16 protein-coding genes are annotated in these 16,076 nt (G+C 44.5%); 7 read left to right on the top strand and 9 right to left on the bottom strand.

What is annotated here, in order from left to right:
• Positions 1-31 precede the first annotated feature (31 nt).
• Positions 32-1,930, bottom strand: a complete 1,899-nt coding sequence (locus L0991_21265; GenBank protein XGB64548.1) for a methyl-accepting chemotaxis protein — start codon at positions 1,928-1,930, stop codon at positions 32-34.
• A 278-nt stretch (positions 1,931-2,208) separates the two neighbouring features.
• On the opposite strand from L0991_21265, the gene L0991_21270 reads away from it, so the two are divergent.
• Positions 2,209-3,270, top strand: coding sequence for an MBL fold metallo-hydrolase (locus L0991_21270; protein ID XGB64549.1), 1,062 nt, complete (start codon positions 2,209-2,211; stop codon positions 3,268-3,270).
• A 134-nt stretch (positions 3,271-3,404) separates the two neighbouring features.
• Here the strand turns inward: L0991_21270 and L0991_21275 are convergent, their stop codons facing one another.
• The gene (locus L0991_21275) at positions 3,405-3,839 is read right to left on the bottom strand and encodes a MarR family winged helix-turn-helix transcriptional regulator (protein ID XGB64550.1); all 435 of its coding nucleotides are present in this window, start codon (positions 3,837-3,839) and stop codon (positions 3,405-3,407) included.
• Between the two features lie 103 nt (positions 3,840-3,942).
• Here L0991_21275 and L0991_21280 point away from each other — a divergent pair, with 103 nt between their 5' ends.
• From L0991_21280 to L0991_21290, 3 genes are all read left to right on the top strand, one after another.
• Positions 3,943-4,248: a DUF3861 domain-containing protein gene (locus L0991_21280; protein XGB65431.1), complete on the top strand. Its 306-nt coding sequence runs from the start codon at positions 3,943-3,945 to the stop codon at positions 4,246-4,248.
• A gap of 204 nt (positions 4,249-4,452) precedes the next feature.
• Positions 4,453-5,235: a hydratase gene (locus tag L0991_21285; protein ID XGB64551.1), complete on the top strand. Its 783-nt coding sequence runs from the start codon at positions 4,453-4,455 to the stop codon at positions 5,233-5,235.
• Between the two features lie 235 nt (positions 5,236-5,470).
• Positions 5,471-6,829, top strand: coding sequence for a Na+/H+ antiporter NhaC family protein (locus L0991_21290; GenBank protein ID XGB64552.1), 1,359 nt, complete (start codon positions 5,471-5,473; stop codon positions 6,827-6,829).
• A gap of 123 nt (positions 6,830-6,952) precedes the next feature.
• Here the strand turns inward: L0991_21290 and L0991_21295 are convergent, their stop codons facing one another.
• Complete coding sequence (locus L0991_21295; protein XGB64553.1) at positions 6,953-7,513, bottom strand: cysteine hydrolase; 561 nt, start codon at positions 7,511-7,513, stop codon at positions 6,953-6,955.
• A gap of 89 nt (positions 7,514-7,602) precedes the next feature.
• Here L0991_21295 and L0991_21300 point away from each other — a divergent pair, with 89 nt between their 5' ends.
• A complete protein-coding gene (locus L0991_21300) occupies positions 7,603-8,559 on the top strand; it encodes a helix-turn-helix domain-containing protein (GenBank protein ID XGB64554.1) in 957 nt (318 codons plus the stop codon).
• Between the two features lie 107 nt (positions 8,560-8,666).
• Complete coding sequence (locus tag L0991_21305) at positions 8,667-9,737, top strand: AraC family transcriptional regulator (protein XGB64555.1); 1,071 nt, start codon at positions 8,667-8,669, stop codon at positions 9,735-9,737.
• Between the two features lie 20 nt (positions 9,738-9,757).
• On the opposite strand, the gene L0991_21310 is transcribed toward L0991_21305, so the two are convergent.
• The 3 genes from L0991_21310 to L0991_21320 form a co-directional block, all read right to left on the bottom strand.
• The gene (locus L0991_21310) at positions 9,758-10,771 is read right to left on the bottom strand and encodes a dienelactone hydrolase family protein (GenBank protein ID XGB64556.1); all 1,014 of its coding nucleotides are present in this window, start codon (positions 10,769-10,771) and stop codon (positions 9,758-9,760) included.
• 125 nt (positions 10,772-10,896) lie between these two features.
• Positions 10,897-11,280, bottom strand: a complete 384-nt coding sequence (locus tag L0991_21315; GenBank protein ID XGB64557.1) for a hypothetical protein — start codon at positions 11,278-11,280, stop codon at positions 10,897-10,899.
• A 195-nt stretch (positions 11,281-11,475) separates the two neighbouring features.
• On the bottom strand, positions 11,476-13,188 hold the full coding sequence (locus L0991_21320; GenBank protein XGB64558.1) for a pseudouridine synthase: 1,713 nt from the start codon (positions 13,186-13,188) through the stop codon (positions 11,476-11,478).
• A gap of 280 nt (positions 13,189-13,468) precedes the next feature.
• On the opposite strand from L0991_21320, the gene L0991_21325 reads away from it, so the two are divergent.
• Positions 13,469-13,921 (top strand): NUDIX domain-containing protein, encoded by a 453-nt coding sequence (locus tag L0991_21325; protein XGB64559.1) that lies wholly within the window; start codon positions 13,469-13,471, stop codon positions 13,919-13,921.
• A 75-nt stretch (positions 13,922-13,996) separates the two neighbouring features.
• On the opposite strand, the gene L0991_21330 is transcribed toward L0991_21325, so the two are convergent.
• The 3 genes from L0991_21330 to L0991_21340 all read right to left on the bottom strand — a co-directional run bounded on the left by L0991_21330 (position 13,997) and on the right by L0991_21340 (position 15,425).
• Positions 13,997-14,422 (bottom strand): bifunctional diaminohydroxyphosphoribosylaminopyrimidine deaminase/5-amino-6-(5-phosphoribosylamino)uracil reductase RibD, encoded by a 426-nt coding sequence (locus L0991_21330; GenBank protein XGB64560.1) that lies wholly within the window; start codon positions 14,420-14,422, stop codon positions 13,997-13,999.
• Positions 14,423-14,589: 167 nt separating this feature from the next.
• Positions 14,590-15,138, bottom strand: a complete 549-nt coding sequence (locus tag L0991_21335) for a nucleotidyltransferase family protein (GenBank protein ID XGB64561.1) — start codon at positions 15,136-15,138, stop codon at positions 14,590-14,592.
• Entirely contained in the window at positions 15,135-15,425 is a 291-nt protein-coding gene (locus L0991_21340) for an antibiotic biosynthesis monooxygenase (GenBank protein ID XGB65432.1), read from the bottom strand. Before L0991_21340 ends, L0991_21335 begins: the two co-directional genes overlap by 4 nt.
• Between the last annotated feature and the right edge of the window lie 651 nt (positions 15,426-16,076).

The raw sequence follows: 16,076 nt of genomic DNA on the forward strand, positions 1-16,076 counted from the left end.
AGTGGTCAGCGTATTTCGCGTTCCATTGAAGCTAACATTTAAATTGAGAAACCAAACTCGTTAAATGCATAGCCTTAGCCCGTAAGTGTTGGCACTCCTGAGCCGTTTTCTCAATCATGCTATCGCTCTCTCTGGCTATTTCAGAAATGCCAGAGATGTGCGGTGAGATCTCGTTGATGACGTTAGATTGCTGGCCCGTTGCTGAGGCGATCTGCATGTTCATCGCATTCATCTGATCGACACTATGAGAAATACTTGAGAGTTGTTGCTCTGAGTTGGAGGCTTCGACCTGACACTTACTGCCAAGGGTGGTGCTGGTTTCGATGGCTGTCACGGCTTGTTGAGTACGCTGCTGAAGCTTTTCAATAATACCTCGAATCTCTTCGGTTGATGCTTGGCTTCGTGAGGCGAGGGTTCTTACTTCGTCAGCTACCACCGCAAAACCTCTACCTTGTTCACCAGCTCGAGCGGCTTCTATCGCTGCATTGAGGGCTAGTAGGTTGGTTTGTTCAGAGACACTGTTGATGACATCTAACACGGTATCGATAGAGTTCGCATCTTGAGCGAGTTGATTGATAATGTCCGTTGTGTCATCGAGCTGCTTGTTCATATGTTCGATGCTTTCTGAAGTGACAGAAACAGACTTTTGTCCAATGCTGATTGCACTCGCTGCATGTTGTGCACTGTCGGCGGCACCATTAGCGTTTTGTGCGATTTCGTCTGAGCTGGCACCCATCTCATGAATGGCTGTTGCAACTTGTTCGATCTGGCTGGTTTGTTGTTTGATGTCTTGCTCCATCGACTGCGCCATATGATCGACACCTTGGATAGATTCTGAGATTTGGATTCCTGTGTTTGAGACATCTTTGAGTAAGTCACTTAGATATTGCACGAATTGATTGTAGCCTTTCGCGATTTGTCCAATTTCGTCATGTCGAGAATCATCTAAGCGAAAGGTGAGGTCACCACCGCCTTTCCCTATCTGTTGTAATCGCTCGGCTACTTCCACAAACGGCAGCAAAAGCTTGTTGGTCGCCCATGCTGCGATTGGCGTGTATATGGCAGCAATGAGTAGGGCCATAAAGATGATGGTTTGGCTGAAGCCATTTAATTCACCTAATACGTCCTGCTTGGGAATTTGTGTAATCAGAGTCCAACCTATACCTGGCATCGCTTTGGAGCCCAGAATTAGCGGCTGACCATCGACGATGGCTTCATGAACGACGGTTTGTTTGCTGCCGACCAACTGATTAGCTTTAATTCCTACAGAGTCTAGTGAACGTCCAATCAGATTTTTATCTGGGTGGACCTTGATAATCCCCTCTTGATCGACAAGAAAAACAATGCCGCTTTCTCCGACGCTATAGTTGCTGATCAGTTGAGTAATACTTTCCAACGTTAAGCCGATACCTGTTACGCCAATACGTTGACCATTTCGAGTGACCACATAGTTAACAAACAGTGCCGGGATTCCGGTGGCTGCGTCAATATCCAAAGAGAGCTCAAATGCCTGATTTGACTCGATGAATCGGTAGAACCATTGGTCACTTTGTTCATTACTAGAGATCGTTTTCAGTACGCCATTATGGGTATAGTAACTGCTCGCTTCGTTGGAAACGTAATAGGCGCTGATCGCGTTGAACTCATTTTTAACAGATTGAAGATAGGTTCGAAGTTCTTGTTCCGAAAGTTTGGTTTGTTGCATTAAAGGTGAAAGCGTCATCATCTTTGATGCAAGAATAGGCGTTTCTAACTTGAGGTTTATTTCATTACTCACCTCACCGAGTGAAGCTGGTAATTCTCGCTCGAAGGTTCTATCAATCAAAATAGCCCGGCTTGATTGAAATGAATACACTCCCATCACGCTAATAATGGCAAGAGCAGCGACGATCGTCGCCAGTATCGCTTTGGTTCGTATAGTCAATTGCAATTTAGATTCCCTTCTAAAAACATTCAATTCTATTTGTAAATGCAATGTTAATTAAAACCTGACTTCCTGGTCAATAAATGAAGTCTAGAAATGAGTGCTGTGCGATATTTGTACAGATTTAAGATGTCCACATTGGTCTGTGTTCGGTATACGGAGTGCTTCTCTTCTAAATTTGATGAGTAAAAAGTTACACTCACTGGTTTACTTTTGTTTTTTGGTATGTAAACTAACTAGTGTAGTTTTTGAGTTGGGATTTCCCAACGGTTGAAGAGATACCAATGAAAAAATATCTATTACCGATTTTAGGAGTACTTGCCGTGGTCGCTATCGTAAGCACAGGTTCACAATCAAATGACAATCTAGATAAGCTTCCGAAGAAGTTTGCTAACAGTGAGTTAGAGTACAAGTCGGGCATGTCTGATATTTTTTCAATCTTGAAGGCGTATGTAACTGTAGAAAGAAATGAGCCAGTGCCACGAACCGCATTGCCTCTCGTTCCCATGACAGCAGAACAGCTGATTGAAGAGCAAGAAGACGTTGCGTACCGTTTAGGTCACTCAAGCGTGATGATGAAGCTGGATGGTAAGTTAGTGATGACTGACCCTGTGTTCAGTGATCGCGCATCACCAGTCCAATGGATGGGACCAAAGCGCTTCCACCCGACCCCTATCTCACTGCAAGAACTCCCTAATATCGATGTGGTGGTTATTAGCCATGATCACTACGACCATTTAGACAAAGGTGCAGTTAAAGTATTAGCCGATAAAGTGGGAACATTCTTGGTGCCACTCAGAGTTGGTGCACTACTTGAAAAGTGGGGCGTGGATAAAGAGAAAATCATCGAATTGAACTGGTGGGAATCGGCAACAGCGTCAGATATCGAGTTTACTTTGACGCCAACACAACACTTCTCTGGTCGTGGCTTGCTTGACCGTGACCAAACCTTATGGGGGAGCTGGGTTATCAAAGCTTCAGACAAAAAAGTCTTCTTTAGTGGTGACTCTGGTTACTTCAATGGTTTTAAAGAGATTGGCGAGCGCTTCGGACCGTTTGATTTGACCATGGTTGAAACGGGCGCGTATAACTCACTTTGGGCTGATATTCATATGTTCCCAGAGCAGAGTGTTCAAGCGCACATCGACCTTCAGGGTAAGGTGATGATGCCAATCCACAACAGCACATTTGACCTCTCTATGCACGACTGGCAAGACCCAATGGAACAAGCCTTAGCGATAAGCAAGGAGCGAGACGTACAGATGGTAAGCCCTGTCATGGGTGAACGTTTAGTAATTTCAGAACCAGTGCCCGTGCAAGCATGGTGGAAATTGGCATCAAACTAGAACGACGATTTAAATCGAAGTCTTTATAACGGGCATCGATGTAAAAGTTGGCTGATACACAAACGCCACCGATCTTACGATTCGGTGGCGTTTTTGCTTTTTGTAAGCAGTGGCTTATTCGAAAGGACAGCTTATTACTTGGGGTTGCTTTCTAAGTTTTGAGCCATTTTGCTCGCTATTTGGCTGAACTGTTCTAGCTCGTCTTCGTTCATTCCTTTAGTCATTCTCTGTAGCATCTCTCGATCAATATTCGAAACCTTAGTCATGATCTCTTCACCCTTATTAGTCAGCACCAACAACTGGCTACGTTTGTCTTCAGGGTTTGGAGACTTCTTCACAAGTTCTTGATTGATCAACGCATTAACTAATCTCGTGACCTGTGCTTTATCGCGGTTTAGGAAGTGTGCGATATCGATAGCCGTACATGGAGATTTCTTAGTAATGATCTTCATGACACGAATATTCATAGGTGCGATCTCAGAATCCAAGCTCTCAATCTGTTCACTCATTTGACGTTTCAAAGAGTGTACTAAGCGAAAGATAGACTCTAACGATGTGTTATCAGACATAAACGATCCTTAGAAGTATAGTTGACATTATCAACCACTGTATTTATAGTTGACATTATCAACTTAATTGTTCGTAAATTCAAGTTAGGAGACAGTAATGACGATGCAAACAATCACAGGCAAACACAATCACTACCGTATCACTATCGAAGAAGTGAACATCAAGGAAGATCGTGAACTGCAAACCATGCAGTTTGAAATTGAAGATAGAGAAAACATGTTCGCGATTGTAGATAAGATTAAGCAGGACAGTGGCTTAGACGAGCAATCCGCAACGAGACTAGGTGTAAGTATTCGCTTACTGGGACCGTTGATGATGCAAGACAGAAAACACCCTCTGTTTGTGGATTTCATGCCTCACTTTAGAAACTTCATGCAAAATCTTAAGAAGACGCTGAAAGGCGCGTAGCGCTTGTCCGGCAATGACATATTCAAAAAGCCAGCAATCTGATCATCAGGTGCTGGCTTTTCTTTTAATATATTGACTTAGCGGTATGTGTTCACTTGCGGGACATGTGACAATAGGCCTTTGAACACTTTATGGTGCAACCATTACATGAGTGATGCCATTGCCCAAGCCTAGTTCTAATCGTTCTAAATTAAACGGTATATTATGACAAGTGTATTTGAGCAGGCGGCTAAAGAGTTATTAAGCCGTCGCACAGCGGGAACTAAAGCGCCAAGATTAATCGAACCATATCGCCCAACCAGTTTAGATGATGCGTTAGCCATTCAAGAATCCATGATTGAAATTCGCACAGATAGAGTGGGGGGCTGGAAGTGTCTGTTACCTCTTGCAGAAAACAAATTTATCGTAGCGCCTATTTTCGCTGACAACGTGCAGCAAGGTGAAGTTTGTGAATTGTTCGCAGACACAGGTTCAGTGTCAGGTAAAGAGGTAGCCCGAGTAGAGCCAGAAATCGCTTTTGTACTGGCTAAGCCTTTGCCTGCAAACTCAAATGGTTACAGCGAAGCACAAATCAATGATGCCATTGGCTCTTGCCATATGGCACTTGAGTTAATTCAATCTCGCTTTGCTGATGACAGTGGCGCGGAGTTTTACGAGGTTTTAGCCGATTGCTTGGCAAACCAAGGCCTGTTTCTTGGCCCTAAAATAGAGAAAGATAAAGCGTTTGCTGCTGCCAAGGTTGAAGTGGCTATCACTCAAGCTGGAAAAGTGCAGGCATTTTCTGGCATCCACCCTAACGCATTAGCTCAAAATCCCGTTTACTGGTTGATCGATACCATGACCAAGCGTGGAGTCAGTTTTGAAGCGGGTGAGGCAATCATTACAGGGTCTTACTGTGGTGTGGTTGAGCTTGACTTCGACGAGCTAACAACCGTTGCTTATGATGGTATCGGAGAGTACCAAGTGACTTTCTCACAAAAGCGCTAGGTTATTTATAAGCTTTATTGATTAAGAAAGCAGGTCTCTAAAACTCTACTTCACGTATGAGCAATTTGTTCTCGAAGGCTATTTACTGGTGCGTAAATAGCCTTTTCTATTATGTGATGTTCAATAGAGTTCGTATTACTTTGCATTATATTGGGCGTTTAGACGTCTAGACGTTGACAAGTCCTAAGTGTGACATTAGTCTGCTCTCCTTCCTGTTCTATAGTGTTGTCGTTCCATGTCCAATTCAAAAAATTCTAATGCGGTTATTGCCCCTTCGGCAGTAGCGCTTATCCCTCTGATCGTGTTCCTAGCGCTGTTTATTGGCGTAGGTACCTACTTGTCGTTGCAAGGCGTCGATTTTGCTTTCTATCAGCTTCCAGCTCCGATTGCGGCTCTGCCAGCTGTGATGTTGGCGCTGCTGTTGAGCAAAGATAAATTGAACCGTGCTATCGAACAGTTCTTGAGTGGAGTAGGTCACAAAGACATTATCGCAATGTGTATGATCTACCTATTGGCAGGTGCTTTTGCGGCGGTTGCTAAGGCTTCTGGTGGTGTGGATGCGACGGTAAACCTTGGTTTGTCTGCAATCCCGACGAGCATGATCCTACCGGGTATCTTCCTAATTTCTGCTTTCATCGCAACAGCAATGGGTACGTCGATGGGCACCATCGCGGCGGTAGCCCCTGTTGCACTGGGCATTGCTGATTCAGCAGGCATGAGCATTCCACTGACAGCAGGCGTTGTTTTAAGTGGCGCGATGTTTGGTGACAACCTTTCTATCATCTCTGATACCACGATTGCTGCAACGCGCTCGCAAGGCTGTGAGATGAGAGACAAGTTTAAAGAGAACATCCGTATCGCACTTCCTGCTGCAATTATCGCGATTGTTATCTTCGCTTTTAACAGCACTGCGACTCAAGTGCCTGAAACGGGTCCTATTGAGTGGCTGAAAGTACTGCCTTACATCACTATCTTGATTCTTGCAGTATCAGGTATGAACGTGTTTGTTGTGCTAACCATCGGTATCTTACTGGCGGGTGGCGTTAGCTTAGGTTCTCTGGAGAACTACGGTTTAACCGATTACGCGCAAGATATCTATGCTGGCTTTGGCAACATGCAGGAAATTTTCTTACTGTCGATGCTGATCGGTGGTTTGAGTGAGCTGATGCGTCGCCAAGGTGGTCTAGCTTTCTTGACTAACCTAGTAAGTAGCATGATTCGTGCGTTCGGCTCTTCACACTCTAAGCAAGCGAACGGCCGTGCAAGTGAGTTAGGTATTGCTGGTTTGGTGTCTATGGTGAACATGTGCACGGCAAACAACACAGTAGCGATCATTGTTTCTGGTAGTGTTGCTCGTCAATTAGCAGAAGAGAACGATGTATCTCCACGTCGCTCGGCGAGCTTATTGGATATTTTCTCTTGCGTGATTCAAGGTGTGTTGCCTTACGGTGCACAGGTGCTGCTTTTAGGTTCGGTATTTAACCTATCGCCGCTAGAGATCGTATCTAACTCATACTACTGTTTCGCGTTGGCTATCGTGGCAGTGATTGCGGTATTCATCAAACACCCTACACGCCAAACTGCAGCGGCATAATGAAAGCTCGCTTATAGTAAAAAGGCGCCTTAATCGGCGCCTTTTTTGTACTCTTAATATGTAGATCGACAGTTTAGTCGGGTAATCACGAATCTGAGTGCTTCCCACTCTAGTGGCTCTCAATTAAAGCAGCTTCTCTAGCTCGTTTGTTGTTGCAACGTTGCTATAACCAAAGCTAAGTGCTGCCATGAATGCGGCGTGGACATGTGCTGCTGGTACTTTAACACCGTCAAACTCCATATCTAAGGTGGTGCAAGCATCATGCGCGACGTGACATTCATAACCCAAGTCAGTTGCTGCGCGGGTCACTGCATCAATACACATGTGGCTCATCGCGCCAACAATGATCAATCTTTCAACGCCTTGTTCCTTCAATAATTTATCCAGTTCTGTATCTCTAAAGCTGTTGATCTGCTGTTTTACAATCACTGTCTCACCTTGCAGAGGTGCTACGCTGCTGTGGATTTGAGCTCCATCTGAGTTAGGCAAGAAGAATGGCGCTTCATTGGTTGGAAATTCATGGCGCACATGAACGATTGGCAGTTTTTTCTCGCGGAATGTCTCGAGTAATTGCGCACCTTTTTCTGCAGCTTTCTCTGTTTCAGAGAGTGCCCATTTCGCACCTTCGTATGAAGGGAAGTAGTCGTTTTGGAAATCAATAAGTAGTAGTGCAGTATTGCTCATAATCCATACCTTTGTGGTTAATGTCTTGTGGTGTGGGGCTATTATGACTACCCTGTGTTTTTTAACGTACGTCAAAAATGACAGACTATATGGCAATAGTGACAAAATCAGTAAAGGTCGAAATTATCGATTACCCAGGCTCTCTGCAGAGCGCTGTGTTTGGAGTAAAAGAGTTTCTTCAGATGGCGAACAGCCTTGATTCTGAAAGTAAAACGGTTCAGTTCAAGGTTGAGATTAAGCCTTATGGTGACCTACCGTTTTCATCGGCTAACTCAAATGAAGAATCAAAAGCCGATATCATTTTATTGCCGCCAAACTTAGATGGCAGTTACTACCTAGAGCGTGATGATAGGCTAACGGATTATCTGATTGACTCTCATCAAAAGGGTTCAATATTGTGCTCAGCGTGCGCAGGCGTGTTCATTCTTGCTCAAACCGGATTACTGGAAGGACGAACCGTCACTACGCACTGGCAAGCTCAACAATTGTTTTCGGAGTTACATACTGGAATCGATGTGGATATAGACAAAATCCTGATCGATGACGATGACATCATTACTGCTGGTGGTTTGATGTCGTGGATGGATTTGGCTCTGTTTATCCTGACTAAATACACGACGCCGACCAATACGCGTAATTTGGGTAAGTATCTGGTGTTGGATACGGGACTGAGAGAGCAGCGCTACTACCAAAGTTTTGTGCCTAACTACGCTCATGGGAATGACAAGATTGTCTCTGTGCAGCGCTTTATTCAAAAGAATCACCACCTTCCTTTGACACTTGATCAATTGGCGGAAGAAGCCTTCATGACGCGAAGAACCTTTATCCGGCAATTTACTAAAGCGACGACCTTTACTCCGATTAACTATATTCAACATGTGCGTGTTCAAAGTGCGTGTGAGCTACTGGAAAGTTCCCATAAACCAGTAGAACAAATCAGCTACTTAGTTGGGTATGAAGACGTCAATAGCTTTCGAAAAGTCTTTATGAAAATCATTGGTTTAACGCCGTCAAGGTTTCGCTCTAGATTTTTGTCAGAGGAATGATTTACCATAGATTGATATTCAACATGTATCACTGGTTCGCTCACTTACTTCGCTAATGAAGTGCTTGAAGGGGAAGTGATCTTTTCTCGAACTTAAACGGACTATTGATGCTTGCCATTCCTTTACCATTTGTCGCGGCGCTGTTGTTATTGATGACAGGTGTGCTGCTTCGATGCCGTTACCCACAAACCAGTCAAAAGCCATTTTGGTTTATCATTCTCTGTGCGTTGATGGTGACGGTAGTGGGCCTTCGGTGGACGTTTGATATTACGTTTTTTCGCTTCTTACAACCCATTCTCGGTGCCTGTGTTCCTGTGGCGGCTTGGTTATGCTTTGCAGGAGCTCATCGAAGTCAATCTAGTACACATTTGCATTGGCTAGGCCCGATTGCTGTTTTAGTTGGATCACTTTTCTATGTGCATCTCTGGGCGGGAACTCTTGATGTATTGCTGATATTTCTCTATCTCGGATATGGTAGCTTGCTGCTGAAGTCGTCGCTGCGAGTGCCGGAACAAGTGCGGCTGACCGATGTATCGAAAGTGTTGGCAGCTGAACGAGTTGCAGGTGTAATGCTGCTATTTTCGGCTTTGGTTGATAGTGCGCTTTCTTTCGACATCTTGCTGTTGGATGCGCAGCACACCAATCTGATCTTATCGATTAGCTACCTTGTCCTTATTCCAGCCATTGTGTCCGCTGTGATGGTGGTCAGTATGAGCACGCCTGTCGAAGAAAAAAACATGCAGGTACAGGCTGTATCTGCCATGTCACAAGGTTCTCCAGAAGAGGTCGACACATCGACTACACTAGTGAGTAGCTTAGATGACGACCAAACTGAAGAAACTACTCAGATCATGGTTAAGTTCGATGCATTAATGAGAGAACGCCAAGTATTCAAGGACCCTGACCTGTCTCTAAATCGCTTGGCACGAAAGCTAGGCATTCCTGCTAGAAAAATATCGTCTGCGGTTAATCAAACTCACCAACAGAACATTTCGAAGGTGATTAACGCCTATCGGATTGAACACGCTAAGACTCTTCTGAAGCAAACTGATGAAGCGATAACAGAGATCTACCTAAGTTCAGGCTTTCAGACCAAATCGAATTTTAATAGGGAGTTTTCAAGGATAACTGGGCAAACTCCGAGTGAGTTTCGAAGTTCGCCACAAGTGTTAGATTGAGTGTGCTTGCTTTTGGTTTATCAATTCAGAAAGCTAGCGATGTCATTGAAGAACAATTGATGTAACTGGTCGCGTGATGTACTAATGCCATCTTTACAAATAATGCCATCGCCTGGGACCTCTTCATTCAGCATGGCTATAGCACCGGGTTTACAGCCTTGAATGAAGCTGAAATGGATGGCTTTTTCATAGACTTTGTAGCGTCTTGATTTTAGCGGTACATGTTCGGCAATATAGCCAGACTCTAATGCTTGAGGAAGATCTCCAATATCGATCCCAGCTGCCAGTATCAAGGTTGGCACTTTAATGGCATTTAAGCTAACGATTGAAAAGCTGCGAGCAAGCCCTAAATCAAGGCTGACTACACGTTGAATTCTTGGATCTGAAAGATCTTTATTGTTTGGCTCTGCAGCTTGGACTTTGTCGAGCCCTAGCTCTTCAGCAAGTCCACAAGTTCGTGGGTTAGGGTATATGAGACAATCCGCTTCAAAGGTTTGCCTATCGATTCTTGCTCCCGCCAATTGCATTACTGTCCAGCCACCCAATGAATGCCCGATTGCAGTCACATTGTCGGCGTTAGCAGACTGCTTCCACTGTGGGGCAGATGACAGGTAATCCAGAATACGTGATACATCTCGTGGTCTTTCCCACCATTTCGCTGCTTGCTTTGGAGAATGGTTGAAAGAGGTGGTTCCAGGATGATTTGCGGCCGCTACGATGTAGCCTTTACTCGCAAGTTTGGTCGCTAACCAGTTTTGATTGCGCCAGTTTCCTCGGTAGCCGTGTGATAGCAGTATTACTGGAAAAGTGCCTGATTGAATGTCTGCATCTTTGATGACTTGTGTTCCGATGAAGGCGGGGTTATCGCCAATTAAGGTTGTGTCTGATGTACCTCTCGCGGGATACCAAATGGCAGTGTTTAGCGGGCGATTAGGATTGTCAGTTAAGGTGACTTGAGTGAATCCGACACCGGAAGCGATGGCTGAACTGCAAAGGAAAAGTAGGTATGTGAACAGTAAATGTGTCCGTTTCATAGTGTTGACTCCAACTGAGGTAAGTGGAGCTAATATGCGCTAAGGCTAGGTATCACGAGACCTCAAACACGATCGAGGACGCCCTAAATCGTGGTTTAATACCGAAGCCAGTGACGTGGTTCTAGTTACCTTTTTCTAGGACGCTTCTCTACCAAGCCGTTTCTTTCTAAGCCACGTCTTACGCTGCTGCATAGTTTACCGAAGCGACGCAGTTCTTCGAAGTTTGGCCCCTGTCCCATTGAGATGCTGTGTTCCCAGTACATCAATTCTGTGTCGACCATCTCTAGTAATTTCTTAGAGCAACCTGAGCAGTTTCCTTTTGGCCCACAAATGAATGTCTCTGACTCATAGAGCGGGAGTTCATTTTTTACTTCTTCGATGAGATTCAGCATTGCCGAATTCAGGTCCGGTTTTTTCGTTGTGATTGGCTTTACGTTTGCTGGTGTTGGTGCAGTAACCAAAGAAGATGTTTGTGTATTGGCATGTAGATTCAAAGCAGCTGATGACATATCAAAGGCCTCAAGGAAAGGCGAAGAGGGGCATGCTACACCTCAAAATGAAGTGAACCTTGATGTAGTGCAATAAGCGTGGAGATATATCCGAAAGAGGTAGGCGACACGAGGGCGTAAATGTGGGGAAGTGGCCGAAGAGGAGCCACAAATAGTGTGACTCCTTTCATTAATACTTGTTATTGATAAGAGTTTTTAGAACTCTGCATCGAATTGGAATTCCATCCACTCTTTGGTAATTGGGTGGTGCAAGGCAAGTCTTTCTGCATGTAGGTGAAGACGGTCAGCTTTATTGCCATACAATCCATCACCGACGATAGGCATATGCAGCCCTTCTTCATGTGAACAGTGAACGCGTAACTGGTGTGTGCGTCCTGTTTTAGGGTGCAGATAAACCTTGGTGGTCTCTTGATTGCGTTCAATCACTTCCCATTTAGTTTCTGCAGGTTTACCGTGTTCGTAGCAGACAATTTGACGAGGACGATCGTACAGGTCACCACGCAGCGGTAATCGAACATAACCCTCATCTTCGGCCAGAACGCCTTCAATCATCGCGACGTATCGCTTCTCGACTTCACGAGTAATGAACTGCTTCTGTAGGCTTTTGTTTGCGCGTCGAGTCAGGGCGAATATCAGAATACCAGAAGTCGCCATGTCCAAACGGTGTATAACAAACGGCCCTTCCACATCGGGATGCATTTCCTGAACGCGAGTGTAGGCAGAATCTTTGATGGTCTTGCCCGGTACTGAAAGGAACCCTGCTGGCTTATGTACCACAACGATATGCTCATCTTGAAACAAGATATCGAGCTCTTTGCCCTCTGCTGGATTCTCTAACAACGGGTTTGGATCCACTTCAAGCCCTTTCATCATATGACCAAGTATTGGTACACATTTGCTTTGGCAAGACGCGTAGTATTTCTTGTGTTTGCGGATCTCCGATTTCGGAGAGCGCCCCCACCAAAACTCAGCTAATGCCAATGGCGTATAGCCATTCAAGTAGGCATATTGCAGAAGCTTAGGTGCCGCACATTCACCAGAGCCTGCCGGTGGTATTTTATTTGGCGTGTTTTTAAAGATCTGGTTAAGGTCTTCGACATTGCCTTCCGCATTTTGGAAAGCGTATTGTGAAAACAACTTGTGTTGAAGCTGATGAGAAAGGTGCGCTCTTCGCTCTTTTAATTCAGCCAATTGAGCCGTAAATACATCCACCTTGCTTTGTAGCTCGTTTAGGGTTTGTTCCCAATTAAGCTTCAGGTATTTCTGTTGGTTCTTATCTGCAACACTGGCTTTGCTAAGCTCTTGGTTTAGTTGCTCAAAAGATTGCTCATCAAGATTCTCTTTCCCTTGCTCTCGTTGCTCTTTGCGCATTTTACGACCTTCAATGATCAACAAGCGTTGAGCTTCGATTTCTTGCTCTGCCTGCGCTTTTTGCTGTGCCAACTGTTCACACAACTCAAGGTATTGGGCGTTGACCTGCAGCGCTTTAAATTCTGCGTTCACCGCCATCATATCTGCGGTTTCTTGACGGAAAAAACTGTCACTGCTCAGCATGTCGAATACGGGTGGAACAAAGTGCGGCAGTAGGTTTTGATCGGCGATTTTCCCTGAGAATGCAGAGAAGTAACCAAGTTCACCTTCAGGGCTTCTTACTAGTAACACACCAAACATCTTGCCGCGACCTTCGTCAGAATCCAGCTCGAAGTCGTGCTGCCAATCGGTTTGGGTTTCTAGGTATTGTTGAAGCTGGTGCGACGCAATTTCACACAATGGATGTGGTTCGTAGTAGAACGGAAAGGTGAAACGCTCAGGCAATGAATATGACTCGATCGGCTGTTGAAAGCGAGTGAAGCAGTGCTCAGGTGTATGGCTGTTCTCTGAGTCGTGCGTTGGTTTTGATGAGTGCATATAGTCGTCTTACTTGATGGTGATAAATGGCTACGAGTCTACTGTGTTTTGGGAGCTTAAATACAGTATAAGGCAGGCGATTCTACTCTTTATCTAAAAGCGCCTCAAATAAGAAATCGCACAGTGGTTTGATACAGTAAACTTAACTGTCCATATAAGGCCGGGGGCTCGCGGAGGCATACAGATTAATGATTAGTCTCTCGTTTTTCATCATCAAGGACTACTTACTAATGGAAGGGTGCTAGGCTTGCTCGCTTCGTGTTAAAAATAAGGTAACGTTATGATTCCACTTAATACTTCGATTGTGGCTGGTGTCGCTCTTTCTGAGATCGACGGACAAACGAAAATGCTATTAATGAAACGCGTCAAGGGCGGCTATTGGTGCCATGTTGCAGGCTCGATTGAAGGGGATGAAACTGGTTGGCAGGCAATCGTACGCGAATTTGAAGAAGAAACTAAAATCGAAGCGAAAGAATTGTATAACGCTCAGTTTTTGGAGCAGTTCTACGAGGCGAACGTTAATGTTATTCAACTTATCCCGATCTTTGCTGTGCTTTGCCCGCCAAACCAAGCGGTAGAATTAAACCATGAACACACTGAGTATCGATGGTGTAGTTTAGAGGAAGCGAAAGCGCTAGCGCCATTCCCTAACCAACATGCGGTTTATGATCATATCTGGGCATACTTTGTTGATACGCCAGCCAACCCACTTTATCGAGTAGATGTGGGCTAGTCTTGGTTTATTAGATGTTGAGTAACGAGTCCTCAATAAGCCTAGCGCAATAGCTAAACGCCACAGATGCTGAGCCTAAGACTTACCAAGATATGGGGTTAAAAAGGCACTCGCTTGTGCTTGGCATAGCCCCACGTCAACTTTCACACCATGCGACTCCAGTATTGCTACACCGCGACCATTGTTGCGAGGATCTGGATCGAGCATAGCAACCACAACGTGTTTTACACCGGCTTCAACCAGAGTATTAGCACAAGCTGGTGTCCTACCGATAAAAGAGCACGGCTCTAATGTCACGTAAGCTGTTACGCCTTCCATATCGCCGTCATAGTGATTCAGTGCTTCGACTTCAGCGTGGTTCCCACCAACCTTTTGTGTGTAACCAACAGACACTACTTTATCGTTCTTCACCAATACACACCCCACTGGTGGGTTTGGTTGACAGTCGGGTAGGGCTTGGTGCGAAGCTTCAAGTGCTTGCAGCATGTATTGTTGGTTCATGGTTGTTACTCAGTATGACGAGAAGAAGAAATCGTTTGTTACCGCGTGCGGTTTCGCTTAGAAGTGAGGCATGTTCGATCTGATTGGGCTATTAGTCAATGGTTTTAGCTTTGAAGCGGTTTGATAGTTAGCTGTCAGTAATAGTTAACTCTGGTCAATGGTTAACTCTAGCCAATGGTTAATTTTGGCCAATGAGTTAGCCAGTTTTTAGATTGGACTCGTTGATCAAATACGTCTCGACCGCGGTTCGGGTTTGGCGTTATTTTCAAATTGAACAGGCTCTCTAAACCAAAAGCCGATATACACTCGATACGTCCATGGCAGTTTTTCTTTACTGCGATAGCGGTTTCTTTCTCAGGCCAGTAACTCATTGCATCTAGCGTACTTTGATAAGGTTTATCTTGGTTTCGAGTATGCATGTTGGCTTGATTACGAACTTGCCAGTTGAGTTCAGGTAGCTGTTGTTTTAGCTGAGCTTCGTAATCTATGTCCGATTGGTAACCATAATCACCGCGATCAAAGTAGATCACATCAATATCGTTGAGCGGTGTGGGGTTATCAAATCCATGCAAGTGATCCCAAACTAGATTCCTCACGAAGCCTGCAGCGACATAGCATTGTGGTAGAGCTAATTGAGCTACGCACTCTACGATTTTGGTTCGCAGCGGATCTTGTTCGATCAAGGCTGCGATTTGGTTGGTCAATGCTTGGGTCATGATGGTGTGGTTACATCGGTCACTTGATAATGGCGTGTCACGTTCTTAGTTATCTTGCCCCAGTCAGAGGTTTTCACTCTATTTTGGTGGGCCTCAAACGCTTCACGGTTAGTGAACTCTTCATATACTTCAAAGCGGTTTGGCTGCAGTGAGCTTTGGCTAACACGAAATACAATACAGCCCGGCTCAGCCAACGTGAGCTCCTTATGAATGGTCAGTGCTTGTATAACTGTTTCTAGATCATCGTCTGGTACGACAATATGCCCTTGTAAAATCACTTTACTGATTGTTGTGTCCATTTAAGTCTGTCTATCCTTTACTTATCGTGTTGCCTTTCATCAACATAATCCCATTTTGAGTATGTGTCGTATAGACCAATGTGAATAAAAAATAGACGTAACCCTATAAATTAAAGTTACGGTGTAACTTTGTTTGGGGAGGGTATAATAATTTGGGGAACTAAATCCTCGATGTTCCGGTCTATTAAATGTGTATCATAGAAGTGTATTGATACTGAAATGAGTTTGTCATCTGAGGGATCTAACCTTTAATAGGTAGAACGGTTTATTGGATTAAATTGAGCCGCAGTTGATATCTAGGTCATATTTTGATGTAAATGGTACTAAGAACTCTTTATATTTTGTGATTTGTATCATTGATCTGGCCATCAAACACCGTTAGATTCGAATAGTTGGCAATAAAAAAGCTCATGAAGAGCAGCTAAATGAAAAGGAAAAATACCTTATGAAAAAAATGAGAAGAGCACAGCTTCATCGCGTTCGTATCCAATACTGGAAAGACACTTCGAAAGAAGCTTCAAAGAAATAAGCTTTACATATCAAGTAATAAAGCTAAAAACTTGCAAAGCTAAAGGGCTTTCAATCACAGCCATCAATGGCTACAAAATGAAACAAACCGATTTCGATAGCATTCTCCAT

Origin of the sequence: Vibrio chagasii, from assembly GCA_041879415.1 — a bacterium.
Lineage (GTDB): Bacteria > Pseudomonadota > Gammaproteobacteria > Enterobacterales > Vibrionaceae > Vibrio.